Raw genomic sequence first — 21,368 nt, 5'->3', positions numbered from 1 at the left:
GCGGCGGAGCCGGGCGGGTTCAGGTACTGCGGCGGGCCGTGGACAGATAGCGCTGGGCGACCACCACGAGGATCAGGAAGCCGCCGCTGACGACCGACTGGTAGGAGGAGTTCAGCGAGCCGATCTGGTTGATCAGATTCTGGATCACCGCCAGCAGCAGGACACCCCACAGCGTGCCGGAGACCGACCCCGCGCCGCCGACCAGCAGCGTGCCGCCGATCACCACGGCGGCGATGGCGTCGAGTTCCATCCCTACCCCGATGATGGTGACGCCCGAGGAGAGCCGGGCGGCGTTGAGCGCGCCGGCGAGCCCGGCCAGCAGCCCGCTCAGCACGTAGACCAGGACCTTCGTCCTGGCCACCGGCAGACCCATCAAGGTGGCGGCGTCGCTGCTGCCGCCGACCGCGAACAGGGTCTGGCCGAACGAGGTGCGTTGCAGCACCAGACCGCCGCCCGCGAACAGCGCCAGCGCGATGAACACCGGGTACCCGAAGCCCCCGAGGCTGCCGCCGCCCAGTTCGGCGAAGGCCGAGCCGCGCGGCACGAGATAGGTGGTGGCGCCTTCGTGGGTGAGGGCGAGCAGCAGTCCACGGGCGCCGAGCAGCGAAGCCAGCGTCACGATGAACGGCGCCATGCCGGCCCGCGCGACGAGCAGGCCGTTCACCGCCCCGATCGCCCCGCAGACGGCGAGCGGCACCAGGAGCGCGGGCAGCACGCCCCACTGCGAGGCCCAGGCCGCGAGCACGCCGCCGAGCGCGAAGACGGAACCGACGGACAGGTCGATCCCGCCGGTGATGATCACCAGCGTCATCCCGAGGGCGACGATCGACAGGAAGGACGCCTGGACCGTCACGCCGCGCGCGTTGTCCAGGCTCGCGAAGGACGGGAAGACGAACGAGGAGACGAGAACCACCAGCAGCAGGACCACGAGGACGCCCTGGCGCTGCAGCAGTTCGGCCGCGCGCCGCCGGCCGGTGGGGCGGGCGGCGTACGCCGGGGCCGCCTGTCGGGGGACGGTGGGTGCGGAGGTGGCTTTGACGAGGGATTTCATCGGGATCGACGCTCCCGGGCGACATAGACGGCGACGAGGATGATGGCCGCCTGGGCCATCTGGGCGGTGGAGTCGTGCAGGTTGTGGGTGACCAGGGTGGCGTGCAGCAGCTGCATCAGCAGGGCGCCCGTCACCGTGCCCAGGACCCGTACCGAGCCACCGGTCAGCGGGGTGCCGCCGACGACCACGGCGGTGATGGCGGACAGCTCCATCAGATTGCCGAGCGCGGAGGGATCGCTGGCGGTCAGCCGCGCGGTGGCGAGGACACCGGCCAGCGCCGCCAGGACACCGCACACCACGTACACGCCGATCAGCACGCGCTTGACGGGCAGACCGGCCAGCGCGGCGGCGGCCCGGTTGCCGCCGACCGCGACCAGCTGCCGCCCGAAGGTGGTGCGCTGGACGAGGAACGCGATGACGATCGCGAGCACTCCGGCGATCAGGACGACCAGCGGGATGCCCAGCAGGCTGTCGGTGCCCAGGCCCAACAGGTCGCGGTTCTGAATCTGTTTGAGCTGTCCGTCCGCGATGACCAGCGCCAGACCGCGGCCGCCGACGAACAGCGCGAGGGTGGCGACGATGGGCTGCAGTCCCACGAGGGCGACCAGCGAGCCGTTCACCAGGCCGACCACGACCCCGGCGAACAGCGCGAGCAGCAGCGCCGGGGCCAGGCCGTAGCCGAGGTAGAGCGGCAGCAGCGCGCTGGCGAGCGCCATCGTGGACCCGACCGACAGATCGACGCCCTCGGTGCCGATGACCAGCGCCATGCCGAGCGCGACGATGACGATGGGGGAGACCTGGACGAGCTGGGTGCGCAGATTGCCGACGGTCAGGAAGTGGTCGGTGAAGACCGCGTTGAAGACCAGGAGCGCGGCGACGGCGCCGTAGACGCCGTACCGCTGGAGCAGTCCGGTGACCCGGGACCTGTCGAGGCCGCGGGCGGAGAGGGTGATGGGGACATCGGTCATCGCCGGTCCTCCTTGGGGGCAGCGGGTTCTTCGGGGGCCGCGGATCCCTTCGTCGCACCGACTGTCGCATCAGCTGTCTCATCAGCTGTCTCGTCGGCCAGGACGGCGAGGAGTTCGCTCTCCTCGACCCGGTCGCCGGTCAGTTCGCCCGCCACCGCGCCGCCGCGCAGGACGAGGATGCGGTCGGAGCCCTCGATGAGCTCCTCGATGTCGGAGGAGATCAGCAGCACCGCCAGACCCTCCTGCGCGAGGTCGTCGATCAGCGCCTGCACCTCGGCCTTGGCGCCCACGTCGATGCCGCGGGTGGGCTCGTCGAGCAGCAGGACCTTGGGCTCCAGGCAGAGCCAGCGGGCCAGCAGCACCTTCTGCTGGTTGCCGCCGGACAGTTCGCCGACCTTCTGCTCCGGGCTGGACGCCTTGATCCGCAGCCGCTTCATGAACACGTCGACGATGCGGTCCTGCCGCCCGCGCGAGACGATCCCGGCGCGCGAGAGCCGGGGCAGCGCGGCGAGCACGATGTTCTCCCGGACCGACAGACCGGGGACGATGCCCTCGGCCTTGCGGTCCTCGGGCAGCAGGCTGATCCCGGCCCTGATCGCCGCGGCGGGGGTGAGCCGGCGCAGGGGGCGGCCGCCGACGCTGATCTCGCCGCCGTCCAGCGCCAGCGCCCCGGCCACGGCCTTGGCGGTCTCGCTGCGACCGGAGCCCAGCAGCCCGCCCAGCCCGAGCACTTCGCCCGGATGCAGTTCCAGGCCGACGTCACGCAGTACCTGCCCGCTGGTCAGCCCGGTCGCGGTGAGTACGGGCCGACGTTCGGCCTGGTGCCCGTCGCCGAAACCGGTGGTGCCGTGCCGGCGGACCTCCGCGATCTCGCGGCCGAGCATCATCGACACCAGCCGCATCCGGTCGAGCTCGCGCAGCTCGCCGGTGTGCACATGCCAGCCGTCCCGCAGGACCGTGACGCGGTCGCAGATCCGGTACAGCTCGTCCAGCCGGTGGCTGACGTAGACGATCGCGATGCCGCGGCCGTGCAGCTCGCCGATCACCCGGAAGAGCGTCTCGACCTCGCGGGGTTCGAGCGAGGACGTGGGCTCGTCCATCACGACCACCCGGGCCCGCACGGACACCGCCCGCGCCAGGGCCACCATCTGCTGGGTGCCGACGCCGAGCGTGTGCAGCGGCCGGCGCGGATCGGCCCTGACCCCGAAGCCGGTCAGCAGCTCGGCGGCCTCGCGGTGCATCCGGGGGAAGTCGATCAGACCGAACCGGTTCTTGGGCTCACGGCCGAGGAAGATGTTGCGGGCCACGCTCATCAGGGGGACGAGGTTGACCTCCTGGTAGATGGTCGAGATCCCCGCCTGCTGCGCCTCGTAGGGGCGGTGGAACGAGACCGGGGCGTCGCCGAGCCGCAGCTCCCCGCCGTCCGGGCGGTGGACGCCGGTGAGCAGCTTGATCAGCGTCGACTTGCCGGCGCCGTTCTCCCCGACCAGTGCGTGGATCTCACCGGCCCGCAGGGCGAAGGACACCTCGTCGAGCGCCACCACGCCGGGGAAGCGTTTGCTGACGCGGACGGCCTCCAACACGGCCGGTGCGCCGGGTGGTTCCGCGGTGCCGGCCGGCACGGACGCCGCCTCGACGGCTTCGGATGGTGCCATGGTCGTGGCCTTCCGGGGGAGAGCTGGTGGGGGTCCGGACCGCCCGCGCCGGTGCGGGGGCGGCCCGTCGCGCGGCCTGCGGCCTCGGGCTCGGGGCTGTGGGCCCGGGTCAGTACGCCCCGCCCAGCGACGCCTTGGCGTTGCTGTCGTCGTACGCCCGGTCGGAGATGATCACGTTCTCCGGGATGCCCTCGCCGCCGAAGAACTTCTGGGCGGTGGCGAACGCCAGCGGCCCGAAGCGCGGGTTGGACTCGATGACGGCGTTGTACTCGCCGTTGACCAGCGCCTGGACGGCGTTGCGGGTGCCGTCGACCGACACGATCTTGATGTCCTTGCCCGGCTTCTTGTTCGCGCCCTTGAGCGCGGTGACCGCGCCGAGGCCCATCTCGTCGTTCTCGGCGTAGACGGCGGTGATGTCCGGCTTGGACTGGATGAGCTGCTCCATGACCTGCTGGCCCTTGTCACGGGCGAACTCGCCGGTCTGCTGGGCGACGATCTCCAGTCCGGGCGCCTGGGCCTTGAGCTGGTCCACGAAGCCCTTGGTGCGGTCGGTGGTGACGTTGTTGCCCGACGCCCCGAGCAGGATCGCCACCTTGCCCTTGCCGCCGGTCGCCTTGATCATCGCGTCGGCCGCGCGCTTGCCCTGCTCGACGAAGTTGGAGCCGAGAAAGGCCACATAGTCCTTGCAGGCGGTGGCGTTGAGCTTGCGGTCGATGGTGATGACCGGGACGTGCTTGGCCGCGGCGGCCTGCAGCGCCGGCTCCAGCCCGTCGGAGTTGAGCGGCGCGACGATGAGCAGCTGCGCTCCCTGGGAGAGCATGTCCTGGATGTCGCTGATCTGCTTGGGCAGCTGGGACTGGGCGTTGGTGGTGAGCAGCTTCTTCACACCGAGCTTGGTGGCCTCCTCCTTGATCGACTGGGTCTCCGCGATCCGGAAGGGGTTGGCCTCCTTCTCGGACTGGGAGAAGCCGACCACCGCGTTCTTGAGGTCCAGCTTGGTGGCGCCGTAGCTCTGCAGCGTGCAGCCCGTGCCCGCGGCACCGGTGGTGGGCGCGACGGTCTGCGCTTCCGCGCCGGTGTCGCCGGTGGCCTTGTCGGTCGTCTCCTGCTTCGAGCAGCCGGCGGTCGCCAGCCCGGCCATCACGACGAGTACACAGGCGGCGGCGAGGGTGCGGGATCTCTGGGTGGTCATGCTCACGACACTCCTTGGGTACGACGGCGATGCCGCCGAGCAGTACGTGGTCCGGTCCTGGAGTTCTGCGGGGCGCGCACGCCGGCGGACCGCCGCGCGAGGGGAGCGCGGTGCCCGGGCAGCGAGGTGACGTGCGCCGATACCGGTGATCCGGCGGCTGAGGAGGCTCTCCCGCCACTCGGCTTTACAACGTTATATACGCGCTGCGCGGCGCCGACAAGCGTTCGGTTCCCGCATTTCCAAAATGTGTCCGGCCTGGAACTCGCCATCCGGCACCCATCGTTGATGTCCTGCGTGGACTGCGTGGACTGCGTGGACTGCGTGGACTGCGTGGACTGCGTGGACCTTCTTTCCAACGATGCATGCCGAAATGCCGGTCGGGCCCCGTCCAGGTGTGGACGGGGCCCGACCGGCAGCCGGCGCCCGAGCGGGCGTGGCGGCGGCGTCCTACTGGGAGACGCGCACGTAGTCGATCTGCATCTTCTGCGGGAGGACGGTCGTGGCGTCGGGCGCCCCGGGCCAGTCACCGCCGACCGCGTTGTTGAGGATGAGGTAGAAGGGGTGGTCGTACACCCACGGGCCCCTCGTCGACTCCACCACCGCCTTGTCCGCGGTGAAGAAGGCGTGGCCGTCCACCGAGAACGTCATGTGGGTGGAGTCCCAGTCCACGGCGTAGATGTGGAAGGCCGAGGCGAAGTCGCTGCCCGCGAGGGTGTACGGCGAGCCGTAGCCGTTTCCGCCGTTGTAGGCCGGGGCGTGCAGCGTGGAGTAGACCGAGTCGGCGACCTTGCCGACATGCTCCATGATGTCGATCTCACCGGAGTTCGGCCACGGCGTACCGGTCTTGAAGTTGGACCCGAGCATCCAGAACGCGGGCCACAGGCCCTGCGTGCCGCTCACCTTGATCCGCGCCTCGACGTGGCCGTAGGTGAAGTTGAAGTGGTCCGAGGTGTTGATCCGGCCGGAGGTGTACTGGCCGCTGGCCTCCTTGCGCGCTTCGATGACGAGGTTGCCCGCGCCGTCCATGGCGGTGTTGTCACCGTTGGTGTAGTACTCGAGCTCGCCGTTCTGGCCGTTGCCGACGTCCTGGGTCCACTTGCCGGTGTCCGGCCTGGTGCCCGCGGCGCCGTTGAACTCGTCGCTCCACACCAGGTGTTCGGGGTTGCCGGGGTTCGGCGGCAGGGCGGGCGGCGCCGTGGGGCTGCCACCGGTGCCGTAGACGTCGAAGGTCCACAGCGAGTAGCCGTAGCTGCTGCTGCGGGCGGTGCCGTACATCCGCACATAGCGGCCGTTGCCGTCGACGGTCAGGGTCTCCTTGAAGCCCTTGCCGGTGGTGGTGGAGTAGATGCTCGCCCAGTTGGTGCCGTCGGGCGAGACCTGGATCTGGTAGGCGGTGGCGTAGGCCGGGTCCCACTGGAGCACGACCTTGGTGACGTGCGCGGTCGCGCCCAGGTCGACGGCGATCCAGCCGGGGTCGACCCAGCCGTTGGTGTCGCTGGTCGCCCACCGGGTGGCCGGGTCCTCGTCGAGGGCCTTGGCCGGGGTGCAGCCGGTGCAGCTGTTGGCGTTCTGGTAGGTCGAGGCGGTGGCCGGCTTGTTGTACGAGAGCAGCGCCGAGCCGTCCTGGGGCGGCTGCGTGCCGCCGCCGGTGGTGAAGACCTGGAACTCCCAGAGCGAGTACCCGTACGCGGTGGCGCGCTGGGTGCCGTACACGCGGATGTAGCGGCCGGTTCCCGACAACGTGATCAGTTCGGTCGCGCCCGGTCCCGTGGTGGTGGAGTGGATCGTGGTCCAGTTGATGCCGTCCGCCGAGGTCTGGATCTGGTAGGCCCTGGCGTAGGCGGTCTCCCAGCTCAGCTGCACTCCGCAGATGCTCTGGCCGGTGCCGAGGTCGACCTGGAGCCACTGGGGGTCGGCGGCGGCGCTGGACCAGCGGGTCCCGGCGTTGCCGTCCACCGCCGCGGTCGCGGGGGTGCCGGCGTTCTCGGTGGAGGACGCGGTCGCCGGCTGGTTCAGCGCGGCGTCGGCGGTGCCGCAGGCGGGAGTGGTGGGGCCGGTGGTGCCGTAGACCTGGAACTCCCACAGGGAGTAGCCGTACTGGGTGTGCCGGACGGTCCCGTTGATCCGCACGTACCGGCCGCTGCCGGTGACGTTGAGGGTCTCGGTGCCGCCCGCGCCGGTGGTGGTCGTGTACACCGTGGTCCAGTCGGTGCCGTCGGGCGACGTCTGGATCTGGTACGCGGAGCCGTACGCGGTCTCCCAGTTGAGCACGACCTTGCTGATCGTGGCAGTCGCGCCGAGATCGACCCGCAGCCACTGCGGATCGGCGGCGGCGCTGGACCAACGGGTCCCGGCGTTGCCGTCGACGGCCGCGGAAGCGGGAGTGCCGGCGTTCTCCGTGGACGACGCCGTCACCGGCTTCCCCTGCGACAGCAGCGCGTCGGCCGCTTGCGCGGGGGCTCCGGCCGCAGTCAGGGAAAGGGCTGCCACCAGTGCGGCGACCAGGGTCAGGACGAGGGGCCGCCAGGGGTGTCGATGGGGCTTCCGGCGGGGCCGGATGGTGCCGGGACTGCCTGTCATGGCATCTCCTATCGGTGGAAGCGCTCTCTGCGCAGGGATGAGTGCGGCGGTGCCGCCATCACGTCAGAAGGGGGAGAGCGCTCCACCGCGGTGAGCGCGAACCGGCCTGGCCGGGTGAATTGAAGAATTCTTCACTTCCGTACATCATGTCCTCATCAAGGGGGGCGGCATGCGGGAGGTGCGATGACGGAGATGACACCCGAGGCGGTCCGTGGGCAGGTGGCGGAAGCGCGTGCCGCCCTGGCGGCAGCGGTGGACAGCGGCGAGTACGGGGCGATCTCCGGGGCCCTCGACGCGCTGGAGGAATCGCTGGGGCTGGCCAGGCTCCATGGTGTCGAGCTCCCCGCGGCCGACGGGGGCGAGAGGACGTGAGGACCGTGCCGGTTCCGCTGTACCAGGCGAAGGCGGAGCTCTTCCGGATGCTGGGGCACCCGGTCCGCATCCGGGTCCTGGAGCTGCTGCAGGACGGGCCGATGCCGGTCCGCGAGCTGCTGGCCGCGATCGAGGTGGAGCGCTCCAACCTCTCGCAGCAGCTGGCGATCCTGCGCCGGTCGGGGATCGTCACCTCGACCCGTGAGAAGGACACCGTGGTCTACTCCCTGTCTGCCGGGGATGTCGCCGATCTGATGCGGGCGTCACGCCGGGTCCTGAACGGACTGGTCGGTGAAGTGGCCGCGGGCCACGTCCCAGGCCCTAGGCTCAGCCCGTGACCACAACCGGCGATGAAGAACTCGACAGCCAGCAGCTCGGCCCGCGATGGCAGGACGCGACACCGCGGGAGCGGCTCGCCCTGATCCGCGACTTCCGTCATCAGCCGCTGACTCCCCGGCAGGCGCGCCGGATCCGCATCGTCGTCGCCGCGTTCTTCATGGCCGTCGCGGCGGCCGTGCTGGTGGTGCGGCTCGGCGACCAGCCGTCGGTCCTGGTCGTGGGCGTGTACGGGGCGGCGCTGATCGTGTGCGGCGTGGTCATCGAGCTGAGCCGGAAGGGCCGGACCCGGGTGGCCATGTGGCTGCTGGGCGCCGGTCTCCTCGCGGTCGCCGGCGCCGAACAACTGCTGCGGACCCTCTGAACACCTGCTGAGGCATACAGAGGGAGAGCGCTCTCCTCCTGCTGTGACACGGGGCGGCCCACTTCCGTGCCGCCCCGCGCCCCGTACTCATGCCGTCAGCGGGTTACGGGTACGACGTCACCGTGGACGGCACCGTCGAGGTACCCGACGTCGGCGACCCGACGTCGTTGATGACGTGGGCGTACTGGCCCATGCCGCCGAGCGACACCACCAGCAGGTCGTGGAACCTCACGCCCGGCTTGTTCGGTGCCTCGAAACCGTGGTCCTGCACGATCGTCGGATCCGCGGTGAAGTTGCAGTAACTGCCGAGGCCCCAGCCCTCATGCGTCGTGACGTTGTCGTCGACCTTGTAGGCGGCGAAGCCCCTGATGCTGCCGTTCTGGATGGCGGCCTGGTTCGGCGGGTCGTAGGCGATCTCGTTCTGGAAGAAGATCGTCCTGCCGTTCTCGCCGCTCCACTCCACGTCGTACTTCTTGAAGTGCTCGACGAAGAGTCCGGTCGCCAGCACATTGGCGCCGTTGACCTTCAGCCCGTAGTCGGACGGGTTGGTGTTCCAGCCGACGCCCGCGCCGTGGTCGGCGCGCCACAGCCAGGTGTGGTCGATGATCGTGTCGTTGCTGTTCACCTCGACCGCGGTGGTCGCCTGGCCGGGGCCCGCGCCACCGATCCGCACGAACACGTCCTGCATGGACGTGGGGTCGGCGGCGTGGCCGGCGGAGGATCCGGCCGGGCCGATCTGCAGCAGCACCGGCGAGTTGACCGTACCGGCGTCGATCAGGAAGCCGGCCAGCTTGACGCCGTTGACGTCGGCGACCTTGACCGCTGTCACGCCGTTGTCCGGAACGATGGTGGCCAGGCCGAGACCGAGCACGACGGTGTCGGCGCGGGTCACGTTGATCGCCTGGTCGACGTGGTAGACGCCAGGAGTGAAGAGCAGATTGAGACCCTGGGCGAGCGCCGCGTTGATGGTCGCCGCGGAGACCCCCGGCTTCGCCACGTAGAACTGGCTCAGCGGAAGCGAGGTGCCCGGCGTGTTCGGCCAGGACGTACCGACGGCGTTGACGCGCTTGGACGGGACGAAGACCTTGTAGTCGTTGCCGTCCAGGTACATGTACGGCTTCTCGCGCGACACCGGGGTGGTGGCGAGCGTCGTGTACACGGGGTTCGGGAAGCCCTGCGCCGGAGCGCCCTGGACACCCGAGAACACCATGTTCCAGACGCCGTTGGTCCAGCCGCCGACCGAGCTGTCACGGGTGTACCACTGCTGCTGCGAGTACGGGCCGACGGTGCCGTCGATCTTGCTGTCGGCGATGTAGCCGCCGCTCGCCCAGCCGTAGCTCGCGGGCGCCAGGTTCAGCCCGCCCTTGACGTGGATCCGGCGGAAGGGCGCGGCCTGCGCGACCGCCCACCGGTCGGTGCCGTTGGACGGCGTGATCGCCAGGTTCTCCGCGGAGCGCCAGAAGTTCTGGGTGGCGTTGCCCGCCATCCAGCCGGCGTCGACGGTGATGTCACCGTTGATCTGGGTGTCGTCGGGGTTGAGGCCGAGACCCGAGATCGAGGTGTAGAAGCCGATCTGCGCGTTCAGGCCGCTGTACGTGCCCGGCTTGAAGAACAGCTGGTACCGGCCGGTGCCGAACTGGGCCGACTCCTGCTGCGTGAAGATCTGGTCCAGCGTCCCCTGGATGTTGGGGGTGGACGGGTCGAAGACCTTCACGTTGGGACCGAGGTCACCGCCGCCCTCGATCGGGCCACCGGGGTCGGTGGTGCCGCCCGGGGTGCCGTAGACCTGGAACTCCCACAGCGAGTAGCCGTATACGGTCGCGCGGGTGGTGCCGTAGACCCGGACGTAGCGCCCGGTGCCGGTCACGTTCAGCGTCTGGTTGCCGCCGGTGCCCGTGCTGGTGGAGTAGACGTCGGTCCACGTCGACGCGTTGTCGGACGTCTGGACCTTGAAGGCTTTGGCGTACGCCGCTTCCCAGTTGAGGGTGACGGAGCTGATGGTCGCGGTGGCGCCGAGGTCGACCTGGAGCCACTGCGGGTCGGTCGCGGCGCTGGACCAGCGGGTGCCGGTGTTGCCGTCGACCGCGGAGGCGGCGGGCGTGCCCGCGTTCTCGGTGGACGACGCCGTGGCGGCCTTGCCCTGCGAGAGCAGCGTGCCCCCGGTGGGCGGCGTGGTGCCGCCCGGGGTGCCGAAGACCTGGAACTCCCAGAGGGAGTAGCCGTAGCCGGTGGCGCGGACGGTGCCGTACATACGGACGTAGCGCCCGGAAGCGTTGACGTCCAGCGTCTGGCTACCGCCGGGGCCCGTCGTGGTGGAGTACGCGTCGGTCCAGGTGGTGCCGTTGTCGGAGACCTGGATCGCGAAGGCCTTGGCGGACGCAGTCTCCCAGGTGAGGGCTATCCGGCTGATGGTGGCGGTGGCGCCGAGGTCGACCTGGATCCACTGGGGATCGGCGGCGGCGCTGGACCAGCGGGTGCCGGTGTTGCCGTCGACCGCGGCCGCGGCGGGGGTGCCGCCGTTCTCGGTGGACGACGCCGTCGCGGTCTTGCCCTGCGACAGGAGGGTGCCCGCCGCGTGCGCGGAGTGCGAGGGGATGAAGAGGAGCAGCGAGGCGATCAGCGCCGTGATGACCGCCACGGCCGTGTTGCGCAGGTTCACCGGCGCCGTCGGTCTCGGCGCAGGTGGACCGGTGGGGGGTGCGAGCATGAGCAACTCTCCTGTTTCCACGTGCGAGGGCAGGACTCGGTGGCCGTCCGGCCGTGCGGTGGCCGGACGACGCGATGCGGGCAGCGACATGCGGGTGCGTCCTCACGGGTGAGTCCTCACGCGTGAGAGAGCGCTCTCCCGGTACACCGCGATGGTTCTCCCTGTGTTTCCTGCATGTCAAGAGTTGTGCACGCAGTGCGAACGGGGACCGGGAGAAGCTCGGCGAACAACGGTAAATGGCCCGGAAATTGCGACAGATGTTGAAGCGGAGCGATGACCAGCGGGTATCCCGGAAAGTAGGTGTCTTCGGGTTCTGAACACGGGCGAGACCGTGACGGGGGTCATCGCCGCGCTTCGCCGGGCATGTCCTACGCTGTTCGCTGACGGCGCGCACCCTTCAGGGGCGCGACCTTTCACCGCCAGGAGTCGCAGCCATGCAGCGCACCATGTTCAAGTCCAAGATCCACCGTGCCCGGGTGACCGAGGCCGACCTGCACTACGTGGGCTCGGTGACGATCGACGCCGACCTCATGGAGGCGGCCGACCTCCTGCCGGGTGAGCTGGTCCATATCGTCGACATCGACAACGGCGCCCGGCTGGAGACGTACGTCATCGAGGGCGAGCGCGGTTCGGGTGTGATCGGGATCAACGGTGCCGCGGCGCATCTCGTGCACCCTGGCGATCTGGTCATCCTGATCAGCTACGCCCAGGTCGACGACGCCGAGGCGCGCGCCCTGAAGCCGAAGATCGTGCATGTCGGCGAGGGCAACCGGATCGTCGCGCTGGGCGCGGACCCGTCCGAGCCGGTTCCCGGCAGTGCGACCGTACGTGGCCCGCACGCCGTGGGCTCCACCGCGTAGCCGGTCGGGCCGCGCGGGTCCTTAAGTGGTGGCAGTGCGCGGGCGACCCTGCACGTCACGCTACGTATCGGCTGTGTGACATACCCGCATTCCGGGGGATCCGCGCGCCGACTCCGGCTAGTGTGCCCGATCATGACCGAACGTCCGTTTGAGGCCCTGGGGTTGAGCGCCGATGCGGACCGGGCCTACGGGTTACTGGTGGCCACGCGCGGTGTGGCGGCGGCCGGGCTGGCCCGGGACCTCGGGGTGCCGGTGACGCGGGCCGAGGCGGTCTGCGCGGAGCTCGGGGCGCGCGGGCTGGCCCGGTCCGGCGGTGACGGGCGCTGGTATCCGGCGCCACCGCGGGTCGGACTGCTGCCGCTGGTGGCCAGGACCCAGGAACAGCTGCGGCAGGGGCGGGAGTTGCTGGACCGGCTGGCGGTGGAGTACCAGCGGGTGCACGAGGGGTACCGGTCCGAGGAGATCGTCCAGGTCGTGGAGGGCTACGGCGCGGCCGGCCTGTGGGCCGAGCAACTGCGGCGCTCCGCGCGGACCGAGGTCGCCTCGTTCGTCCGCGGCCCGTTTCCCGCGGACGGCGAGTGGCACGACCCGCTGGACGTGGCGGAGCGGCTCGACGAGGGCGTCCGCCACCGGGTGGTGCGCGACCGGACGGCGCTGGAGACCCCCGGCGCCCTGGGCGGCGCGGGCGGCAGGCGAGCGGCCTGCGAGGAGGTCCGGGTGGCGCAGAGCCTGCCGATGCGGCTCTGCATCGCCGACCGGTCGCTGGCCCTGCTGCCGCTGGCCCCCGAGGTCGAAGTGCCGGGCCCGGCCATGCTGTTGGTGCGTCCCAGTGGTCTGCTGGACGCTATCGTCGCGCTCTTCGAGGCGGTGTGGGCGTCGAGTACGCCGTTGCGGGAGCGGGGTTCCGGTGGGCGCAGTGCCGTCCAGTTGCGGATCCTGGCGATGGTGGTGAACGGCAGCACCGACCAGGCGATGGCCCGCGCGCTCGGGGTCGCCGTCCGTACGGTGCAGCGCCATCTCGCGGTGATGGAGCGTGCGGCGGGCGTGGAGAACCGCGTCCAACTCGTCTGGCACGCGGCCCGGCACGGCTGGCTCGACGAGCCGGGCGCGGCGAAGGGCGCCGGGGTGGGCGGTACCGCCGGTGGGCAGGCGAACAGGGCCGCGAACGAGGCCGCAGACGGAGCCGCGGCGTCCGATTGACAGGAACGTGACGCGGAATGCCGGGTCGATGACTGTCAGGTATCCGACAACCTTGTCACGTTCCGCTGATACGGCTGAGGCGTAGGTATACGCAAGCGGTCCATTGGACCCGCCGTCGGCCGGTCGACCCCTGTACCGGCCGGCTCCGGTCAGATTCCAGGAGTCCTGCTTTGCGTATACCCATACAGCGGCGGCCCGGAAGACGCAGAGGCGTGGCGTCGGTCATCGCCGCCGCCGCCTCTGCCACCGTGGCCCTGCTCGGTCTCCAACTTCCCGCCGCCGCAACGGCGTCGGCCGTCCCCTCCGCCGCCCGGCCCGATGTCACGGCCCAGTGCGGCGCGGCCAAGCCCGGTCAGTTCAGCTGCTTCGCGCTGCGCCGCACCGACCTGCGCGGCACCGTCGGGATCAACACGGCGACCCCGAACGGCTTCGGCCCCGGGGACCTGCAGAGCGCCTACGCGCTCCCCGCCGACGGCGGCGCCGGCCAGACCGTGGCCATCGTCGACGCCTACGACAACCCGACCGCGGAGGCCGACCTCGCGGTCTACCGGGCGCAGTACGGACTCCCGGCCTGCACCACCGCCAACGGCTGCTTCAAGAAGGTCAGTCAGCGCGGCGGCACCGACTACCCGGCTCCCGACCCCGGCTGGGCGGGTGAGATCTCGCTGGACGTCGACATGGTGTCGGCGGCCGCCCCCAACGCCCACATCCTGCTGGTCGAGGCGGACGACCCCAGCTTCGAGAACCTCGGCGCGGCGGTGGACCAGGCGGTCGCACTCGGCGCCAAGTACGTCTCCAACTCGTACGGCACGGGCTACGACTCCACGCCCGGCAGCGGCGAGGACCCGTCGGAGACCACGGCGATGGACCCGTACTACAACCACCCGGGCGTGGCCATCGTGGCGTCCTCGGGTGACAGCGACTACGGCGTCAGCTACCCGGCGGCCTCCCAGTACGTGACCTCCGTCGGCGGAACCGCGCTGGCCAGGGACGCGGGCAGCGGCCGTGGCTGGACGGAGTCGGTCTGGCACAACTCGTACGGCGGGCCCGGTTCCGGGTGCTCGCTCTACGAGCCCAAGCCGGCCTTCCAGACGGACACGCCCTGCGCCAAGCGCGCGGTGGCGGACGTCTCGGCGGTCTCCGACCCGCTGACCGGTGTCGCGGTCTACCAGACCTACGGAGCCTCCGGCTGGTCGGTGTACGGCGGCACCAGCGCCGCCTCGCCGATCATCGCGGGCGTGTACGCCGCGGCCGGCACCCCCGGCGCCGGCACCTACCCGAACGCGTACCCGTACGCGAAGCCCGGTTCGCTCAACGACGTGACCACGGGCATCAACGGCACCTGCACGCCGGCCTACCTGTGCACCGCGGGCACCGGCTACGACGGCCCGACCGGCCTCGGCACCCCGAACGGCCTCGACGCCTTCCGCAGCGGACCGCACGGCGTGATCTCCGGTACGGTCACCGACCACGCCACCGGCGCGCCACTGGCCGGAGCGCAGGTCAAGGCAGGTGACCACAGCGCCGTCAGCGACGCCGCCGGCGGCTACAAGCTCGACATCCCGCCGGGCAGCTACGACGTCTCGGCGAGCGCCTACGGCTACGCCACGAAGACCGTCGCCTCGGTCGTCCTCGCCGACGGCGGTACGGTCACCCAGTCGTTCGCCCTGGACGCCGTGCCGCGCCAGACCGTCTCCGGCAAGGTCGCCGACGGATCCGGGCACGGCTGGCCGCTCTACGCGAAGATCACCGTGAACGGAGTACCGGGCGGCCCGGTGTTCACCGACCCGGCCACCGGCGCGTACCAGCTGACGCTCCCGCAGGGTGTCTCCTACACCCTGCACGTCACCGCGGCCTACACCGGCTACCAGTCGGTCGACAAGGTCGTCGCCGTCGGCACCGCCGACCAGACCGTGAACGTCGCCGTCCCGGTCGACGCGATCGCCGCGCAGGCTCCCGGCTACGCCGTCCACCTCAACGGCGCGACCGAACCGTTCGACTCCACCACCACCGCGCCCGCGGGCTGGAGCGTGACCAACGCCGACGGCACGACCGGCGGCTGGGGCTTCGACGACGCCGGCAAGCGCACCAACAAGACCGGTGGCACCGGCGGCTTCGCCATCATCGACAGCGACCACATCGGCAGCGGCAAGCACCAGGACAGCCAGCTGCTCTCCCCGTCGTTCGACCTGACCGGGAAGACCACCCCGGTGGTCGGCTTCGACACCGAGTACAAGGGCTACTCCAACTCGACCGCCGACGTGGACGTCAGCGCCGACGGCGGGACCACCTGGACCACGCTGTGGCACCAGACGACCACCTCGCTCCTCGGCCCCCAGCACGTGGACCTGCCGCTGACCGCCTACGCGGGCAAGAGCGACGTCCGGCTGCGCTTCCACTACTCCGGCACCTGGGCCTACTGGTGGGAGCTGGACAACGTCTTCGTCGGCCAGCGTTCCTACGACCCGGTCCCCGGCGGCCTGGTGGTCGGCAACGTGACGGACGCCAACACCCACACCGGTGTCAACGGTGCGACGGTGACCAGCGCCGACGCCCCCGCGGAGAAGACCACGACCGCGGCGACCCCGGACGACGCGGCGCTCGGTGACGGCTTCTACTGGGTGTTCTCGCACCTGACCGGAAAGCACCCCTTCGTGGCAGCGGCCGCCGGCTACTCCAAGGCCAGTGCCACCGCGAACGTGCCGCCGGACGGCACCGTCCGCGCCGACCTCGCGCTCAAGGCGGGCCGGCTGCAGGTCACTCCCGGCGCCATCAGCAAGACGGCCGCCTGGGGCGGCACCGCCACCCAGAAGGTGACGGTGAAGAACACCGGCACCGCTCCCGCCACCCTGAACGTCGGCGAGACCGCGGGTGACTTCGTCATCGCGAAGACCGGCGGAGCCCCGCTGAACCTCGTGAGGACCAGCACGTCCAAGCTGGCGCTCACGTCGGACAAGGCGCCCCGGGTCACCCCCGCGGCGCAGGGTGCGGCCGGCACCGCCTGGCAGACGATCGCCGACCTGCCGGTGACCACGGGCGACAACGCCGTGGGCGTCGCCAACGGCACCGTCTACTCGGGCTTCGGCTTCACCGGGGCCGCGGACACCAGCGACCTGTACGCCTACGACACGACCGCGGGCACCTGGACCAAGAAGGCCGCCGCGGCCGACACCCGTGAGGCACCCGCCCACGGAGTCATCGGCGGCAAGTTCTACATCGCGGGCGGCTGGGGAGCCTCCGGCGCTCCGGACGCCAAGCTGGAGATCTACGACACCGCGGCCAACACCTGGTCCACCGGCGCGGCGACCCCGAAGCCGTACGCCGGCTCGGGCAGCGCCGTCGTCAACGACAAGCTGTACGTCGTCGGCGGCTGCACCGCGACCGCCTGCGGCACCACCGACGTGTCGGTCTACAACGCGGCGTCCAACAGCTGGTCCGCGGCGGCCGCCTACCCGGAGGCCATCTCCTGGGAGGCGTGCGGCGCCATCAGCGGCAAGCTGTACTGCTCCGGCGGGACCACCGACGCGGGCACCGTCAAGCACGGCTACGTCTACGACCCGGCCACGAACGCCTGGTCGCCGATCGCCGACCAGCCCACCGACCAGTGGGGCACGTCGTACACCTCCGCCAACGGCCTGCTGCTGATCGCCGGCGGCGCCATCAACAGCGGTGCGGCCATCACCAACCAGGCGTGGGCCTACAACCCGGCCGACAACACCTGGAGCGCACTGCCCAACGCCAACGCGTCGGTCTACCGCGGCGGCGCGGGACCGGGCTTCTACGCGATCGGCGGCCTGGCGGGCCAGACGCCCGTCAAGACGGCTGAGCTGCTGCCCGGCTACGACCAGTCGGACAGCGCCGACGTCAGCTGGCTGAGCGAGAGCACGGACAAGCTGACCGTGGCGGCCGGCGCGACGGTCTCGTTCACCGTCACGCTGGACGCGTCGGTCCCGGAGGTCACCCAGCCCGGCACGTTCCACGCCTCGCTGGCGCTGACCAGTGACACCCCCTACCGGCTGGACCCGATCGGTGTCACGTTCACCGTCAAGCCCCCGGCCACCTGGGCCAAGATCACCGGTACGGTGACCGGCGCCGGCACGCCGCTTGCGGGTGCGACCGTCCAGATCAACACCTGGGCGACGCACTACACGCTCAAGACGGGCACGGATGGTACGTACGCCCTGTGGCTCGACGTCCGCAACAACCCGCTCACCCTGATCATCGCCAAGGACGGCTACCAGCCGACCACCACCACCGTGAAGATCAAGAAGGGAGCGGTCACCACCAGTAACTTCAATCTCCTGAAGGATTGACGAAAGGTGAGCTGACCCGCTGAGATCCGTGGAGGGGACCGGGCGAACCGGTCCCCTCCACGCGGGTGGCGGCAGCGCCACCCCAAGGGAAGGCCGCTTCATGAACACCGCCTGGTCCGGACTGATCGACGACGCCGCACTGTTCCCGCCCGGGGACGTACCGCTGCCGCGGGCGCTGCCCGCGCACCTCGGCCACCGGACGGCGTGGTTCGCGGACCTCGTCGGCCCCTTCGTCTTCCCGGCCCCCCGGCTCGGCGAGCTCGCCGCCGCCATCGCGGCGCTCCCCGGCGACGACGTCATCGGCATCGGCCTGACCGTGCCCGGCGGCACCCCGGCCCTGCCGCCCGCGCTGGACCTGCTCGCGAAGGTGTCCGGCGCCCGTCTCGCGGCCGTGGAGATCGCGCTGCCCGACGGCGCCGCGATCGGTGCGGCGCTCGCCGTCCTCGACCGCGAGCTGCCCGCGGACGTCACCGCCCATGTGGAGGTACCGCGCGGCGCCCTCGGCCCGGACGTGGCCGACGCCCTCGCGGCGAGCCGGCACCACGCCAAACTGCGCACCGGCGGCACCGCCGCCGCGGCGTTCCCCGGCGAGGCGGAACTGGCCGGGGCGATCATCACCTGCGCGAGCCGCGGACTGGCCTTCAAATGCACCGCGGGACTGCACCACGCCCTGCGGCACACCGACCCCGCGACCGGCTTCGAGCACCACGGGTTCCTCAACGTCCTGCTGGCCACCGAAGCGGCGCTGGACGGGGCCGGCAGCGACGCGGTGGCGGCGCTGCTCGCCGAGCGGACGGCCGGCACGGTCCGTGACCGCGTCGAGCGGCTCGGCGCCGAAGGCGTCGCGCGGGTGCGCTCCGCCTTCACGTCCGTCGGCTCCTGCAGCGTCCACGAGCCCGTCGACGACCTGACCGCGCTGGGCCTGCTGACCGCACCGGCCGAGCAGGGCTGAGGGCTACCCCGGCGGGGAGGACAGCAGCCGCCCGCCCTGCGGAGTGCGCAGATACAGCACTTCCCGGCCCGACCGCGTGCTGCTGACCAGCCCTGCCCTGCGCAGGACACCCAGGTGGTACGAGACCGTCGCGGGACTGAGGAAGCGGGTGGCGGCCAGCGCCGTGGTGGTCGCCGGCCGGTCGAGCGAGGCGAGCAGATCGGCGCGGGTCGGGCCCAGCAGCCGGGCCAGTTCCGCGCTGGGCGGCGCCCTGTCCGCCGCCGGCGGCCGCGCCGGGTAGATCAGCGCCGGTGGCCGGAGCGGCACCCCCCGGACCGGGTCGATGGAGACGCCGATCGCGTAGGCCACCAGGGACGGCACGAGCAGCACCATCGGCACGGGCAGGGTCACCTCGAAGCGGCTGTCGACGCGGAGGGTTCCGCCGTCCCAGCGGATCGACGGATGCAGCGAGTCGAAGAGGCGGGCGGCGCCGTAGCGGGCCAGGGTCAGGGCCCGCTGGTCGACCTCGGCCTCCAGCACCGCCCGGGCCTGCGGCCAGTGGGCCGCGAAGCCGCTCTCCCAGTAGCGGCCCAGCTCGTCCGCGGCGCGCTCGGCCAGATACCGGCCGCCGCGGTCCAGCGTCTCGCGCACCACGTCCGGCAGTTCCCGTCCCGCCAGCCCGTTCGCGGGGCGGCCGACCCGCACCGCCTCCATTTCGGCGACGACCCGCTCCGGCGGGGTGGTGCGCACCTGCTCCAACTCGTCGGCGACATCGGGGGAGGGGACACTCGGATACGGAGTCAGGAAGTCCGGCAGATAACCGGCCCGGTCCACCGCGAGCGCGGTCAGCAGCGGCAGGTCCTCCCGGCGCAGCAGCCGCCGGGCCCGGTACACCCAGGGGTCCGCGCTCAGCGGTCCCCGCACTCCCCACGGCATCAGGGTGCCGGCCGCCTCGATCAGCGGTGAGACGGCGAACCGGGACCTGGCCAGCCCGGTGGAGTCCACTGCCAGTCGGATCATGCTCTCCCCCGGGGCCCCGCGGCCCGCTCACCCTTTGAACCTCATCGAATCCTGGCACAAACGCTCGCGGTACGGCGGGGCACATAGCAGCCTGTGCGGTGCGGGGGCGCACCGTCGGACGGACGGGGGAGTCCGGGCGGCGCGCCCCCGTTCAGCCGTACAAAACGGCGGAACAACGGGGATTGGGGACGGGTCCATGGTCGCAGTGCGGTTCCGCAGACGGACGATGACGGGGCTGGTGGCCCTGGCGGCCGCCGGCGCGCTCACAGCAGGGGCGGCCCCCACGGCCGTTCCCGCCGGGGCGCCGGCCACCGCGCCCCAGCGCACGGGTCACCTCACCGGGCAGGCGCCGTGCCCGGGGCAGGAGAAATTCACCTGCGCCACCCTCGCCGTCCCGCTCGACCACTCCGGGCGCACCCATGGCACCCTGGCGCTCAGCGTGGCCATGACCGGCAACACCCGGGCACCCAAGGGCGATCTGATCTTTCTCGCCGGAGGACCGGGGCAGCCGGGCGTGCCCCTCATGACCAGGATCGCGGGCATCATGGCGCCCGTACTCGGCCAGTACCGGATGATCATGATCGACCAGCGGGGCACCGGCGCGGGCGCGCTCCAATGCCCGCAACTCCAGAAGGAGATGGGATCCTCCGACCTGACGCCGCCCACTCACCAGGCCGTCAAGGACTGCGCGGCCGCCATCGGCCCCGACCGGCGCTACTTCAGCACCGCCGACACCGTCGGCGACCTGGACCTGCTGCGGCAGGCGCTGGGCGCCCGCAGGATCACCCTGGACGGCGTCTCCTACGGCACCTTCGTCGCCGAACGGTACGCACTGGCGCACCCGGACCGGGTCAACCGGCTGGTGCTGGACTCGGTGGTGCCGCAGCAGGGCGACAACCTGCCGGACCTGACCACCCTCACCGCCACCGCCCGGGTGCTGCGCGCCGCCTGCGCGGCCACCGCGTGCACCACCGACCCGGCCCGTGACCTCGCCCAGGTGGTGCGGACCTACCACAACGGGCCCGCCGTCCTGGACATGATCACCACCTACGAGTTCGTCGACCCCGACTTCAAGGGCGTCCCCGAGGCGCTGCACCTGGCGGCGGCCGGCCAGCCGCAGACCTTGCAGGGGTACATCGACGGCACCCGGGAAGGGTCGGCGGCCACGGCCGAGCAACTCAGCCAGGGTCTGCACGCCAGCACGCTGTGCGCCGACTACCACTACCCGTGGGGCACGTCCGACACTCCGGTCGACGGCCGGGCCGCGGCGCTGGACAGGGTCGAGCGCAAGCTCGCACCGGCCCGCACCTGGCCCTTCGACGCGGCCACCGCCACCCGTAACGGCTTCATCCTCAGCTGCCTGGACTGGCCGCGCGAACCCGTGCCGGCGGCCCCGCCCCGTCACCGGAAACTGCCCCGGGTGCCGGTGCTGCTGCTCGGCGGCGACCGGGACGTGTCCACCCCGATGGAATGGCTCCGCCAGGAGGCGAAGATGGCCCCGCTCGGCCAGGTCGTGATCGTGCCCGGAGCGGCGCACTCCGTGCAGAGCCGGGCCACCAGCGACGCCGGACGCCAGGCGGTCTACGATTTCCTGCTGCGCGGCTGACAGCGGCCCATCGAACGCGAGGCCCCCGCCGGCCCTTCCCCGGGCACCGGCAGGGGCCTCGTCGCTCGTGGCCGTGCTACAGCCCGTCACGAGCCCCGCTCAAGACCGGGCATTGAAGATGGGACCAGGCCAACGACCAGCCCGACCCACCAGGTTGCGCCGCCTGCTGGGTCGGGCCCTTCACCCGCCGTCGGGGCGGGTGAGGGTGTGACA

At 71.4% G+C, this 21,368-nt stretch carries 15 protein-coding genes; 8 read left to right on the top strand and 7 right to left on the bottom strand.

Going from position 1 to position 21,368, the window contains the following annotated elements:
* Nucleotides 1-19: 19 nt before the first annotated feature.
* The 5 genes from C6N31_RS13515 to C6N31_RS13495 form a co-directional block, all read right to left on the bottom strand.
* Nucleotides 20-1,051 carry an ABC transporter permease gene (locus C6N31_RS13515; protein WP_138354217.1) on the bottom strand — a complete coding sequence of 344 codons (1,032 nt, stop codon included), beginning with the start codon at nt 1,049-1,051 and terminating at the stop codon, nt 20-22.
* Nucleotides 1,048-2,019, bottom strand: a complete 972-nt coding sequence (locus tag C6N31_RS13510; RefSeq protein WP_138354216.1) for an ABC transporter permease — start codon at nt 2,017-2,019, stop codon at nt 1,048-1,050. Before C6N31_RS13510 ends, C6N31_RS13515 begins: the two co-directional genes overlap by 4 nt.
* Nucleotides 2,016-3,674: a sugar ABC transporter ATP-binding protein gene (locus tag C6N31_RS13505; RefSeq protein ID WP_198357604.1), complete on the bottom strand. Its 1,659-nt coding sequence runs from the start codon at nt 3,672-3,674 to the stop codon at nt 2,016-2,018. The genes C6N31_RS13510 and C6N31_RS13505 overlap by 4 nt, the downstream gene beginning before the upstream one ends.
* A gap of 109 nt (nt 3,675-3,783) precedes the next feature.
* The gene (locus tag C6N31_RS13500; protein ID WP_198357603.1) at nt 3,784-4,866 is read right to left on the bottom strand and encodes an ABC transporter substrate-binding protein; all 1,083 of its coding nucleotides are present in this window, start codon (nt 4,864-4,866) and stop codon (nt 3,784-3,786) included.
* Nucleotides 4,867-5,313: 447 nt separating this feature from the next.
* The gene (locus C6N31_RS13495; RefSeq protein ID WP_138354213.1) at nt 5,314-7,446 is read right to left on the bottom strand and encodes a discoidin domain-containing protein; all 2,133 of its coding nucleotides are present in this window, start codon (nt 7,444-7,446) and stop codon (nt 5,314-5,316) included.
* Nucleotides 7,447-7,629: 183 nt separating this feature from the next.
* Here C6N31_RS13495 and C6N31_RS13490 point away from each other — a divergent pair, with 183 nt between their 5' ends.
* From C6N31_RS13490 to C6N31_RS13480, 3 genes are read left to right on the top strand one after another with little or no spacing between them, the layout of a single operon-like run.
* Nucleotides 7,630-7,818, top strand: coding sequence for a hypothetical protein (locus C6N31_RS13490; RefSeq protein ID WP_138354212.1), 189 nt, complete (start codon nt 7,630-7,632; stop codon nt 7,816-7,818).
* 5 nt (nt 7,819-7,823) lie between these two features.
* Nucleotides 7,824-8,156: an ArsR/SmtB family transcription factor gene (locus C6N31_RS13485; RefSeq protein ID WP_138354211.1), complete on the top strand. Its 333-nt coding sequence runs from the start codon at nt 7,824-7,826 to the stop codon at nt 8,154-8,156.
* Nucleotides 8,153-8,518, top strand: coding sequence for a hypothetical protein (locus C6N31_RS13480; protein ID WP_244809595.1), 366 nt, complete (start codon nt 8,153-8,155; stop codon nt 8,516-8,518). The genes C6N31_RS13485 and C6N31_RS13480 overlap by 4 nt, the downstream gene beginning before the upstream one ends.
* A gap of 103 nt (nt 8,519-8,621) precedes the next feature.
* On the opposite strand, the gene C6N31_RS13475 is transcribed toward C6N31_RS13480, so the two are convergent.
* The gene (locus tag C6N31_RS13475) at nt 8,622-11,225 is read right to left on the bottom strand and encodes a discoidin domain-containing protein (protein ID WP_138354210.1); all 2,604 of its coding nucleotides are present in this window, start codon (nt 11,223-11,225) and stop codon (nt 8,622-8,624) included.
* Nucleotides 11,226-11,659: 434 nt separating this feature from the next.
* On the opposite strand from C6N31_RS13475, the gene panD reads away from it, so the two are divergent.
* From panD to C6N31_RS13455, 4 genes are all read left to right on the top strand, one after another.
* Nucleotides 11,660-12,085, top strand: a complete 426-nt coding sequence (gene panD, locus C6N31_RS13470) for an aspartate 1-decarboxylase (RefSeq protein ID WP_138354209.1) — start codon at nt 11,660-11,662, stop codon at nt 12,083-12,085.
* A 132-nt stretch (nt 12,086-12,217) separates the two neighbouring features.
* On the top strand, nt 12,218-13,285 hold the full coding sequence (locus C6N31_RS13465; protein WP_198357602.1) for a helix-turn-helix transcriptional regulator: 1,068 nt from the start codon (nt 12,218-12,220) through the stop codon (nt 13,283-13,285).
* Nucleotides 13,286-13,533: 248 nt separating this feature from the next.
* Nucleotides 13,534-17,598 carry a Kelch repeat-containing protein gene (locus C6N31_RS13460; protein WP_198357663.1) on the top strand — a complete coding sequence of 1,355 codons (4,065 nt, stop codon included), beginning with the start codon at nt 13,534-13,536 and terminating at the stop codon, nt 17,596-17,598.
* Nucleotides 17,599-17,698: 100 nt separating this feature from the next.
* Nucleotides 17,699-18,550, top strand: coding sequence for a hypothetical protein (locus C6N31_RS13455; protein WP_138354207.1), 852 nt, complete (start codon nt 17,699-17,701; stop codon nt 18,548-18,550).
* Between the two features lie 3 nt (nt 18,551-18,553).
* Here the strand turns inward: C6N31_RS13455 and C6N31_RS13450 are convergent, their stop codons facing one another.
* The gene (locus tag C6N31_RS13450) at nt 18,554-19,549 is read right to left on the bottom strand and encodes an ArsR/SmtB family transcription factor (RefSeq protein WP_138354206.1); all 996 of its coding nucleotides are present in this window, start codon (nt 19,547-19,549) and stop codon (nt 18,554-18,556) included.
* 196 nt (nt 19,550-19,745) lie between these two features.
* Between C6N31_RS13450 and C6N31_RS13445 the strand changes: the two genes are divergently transcribed.
* The gene (locus tag C6N31_RS13445) at nt 19,746-21,155 is read left to right on the top strand and encodes an alpha/beta fold hydrolase (RefSeq protein ID WP_187145133.1); all 1,410 of its coding nucleotides are present in this window, start codon (nt 19,746-19,748) and stop codon (nt 21,153-21,155) included.
* Nucleotides 21,156-21,368: the final 213 nt, after the last annotated feature.

The sequence above is a fragment of the Streptomyces fildesensis genome (genome assembly GCF_016107395.1).
GTDB classification, from domain to species: Bacteria; Actinomycetota; Actinomycetes; order Streptomycetales; family Streptomycetaceae; genus Actinacidiphila; species Actinacidiphila fildesensis.
Note: the sequence above shows the minus strand (reverse complement) of the source record. Positions and strands in the feature narration are given on the sequence as shown.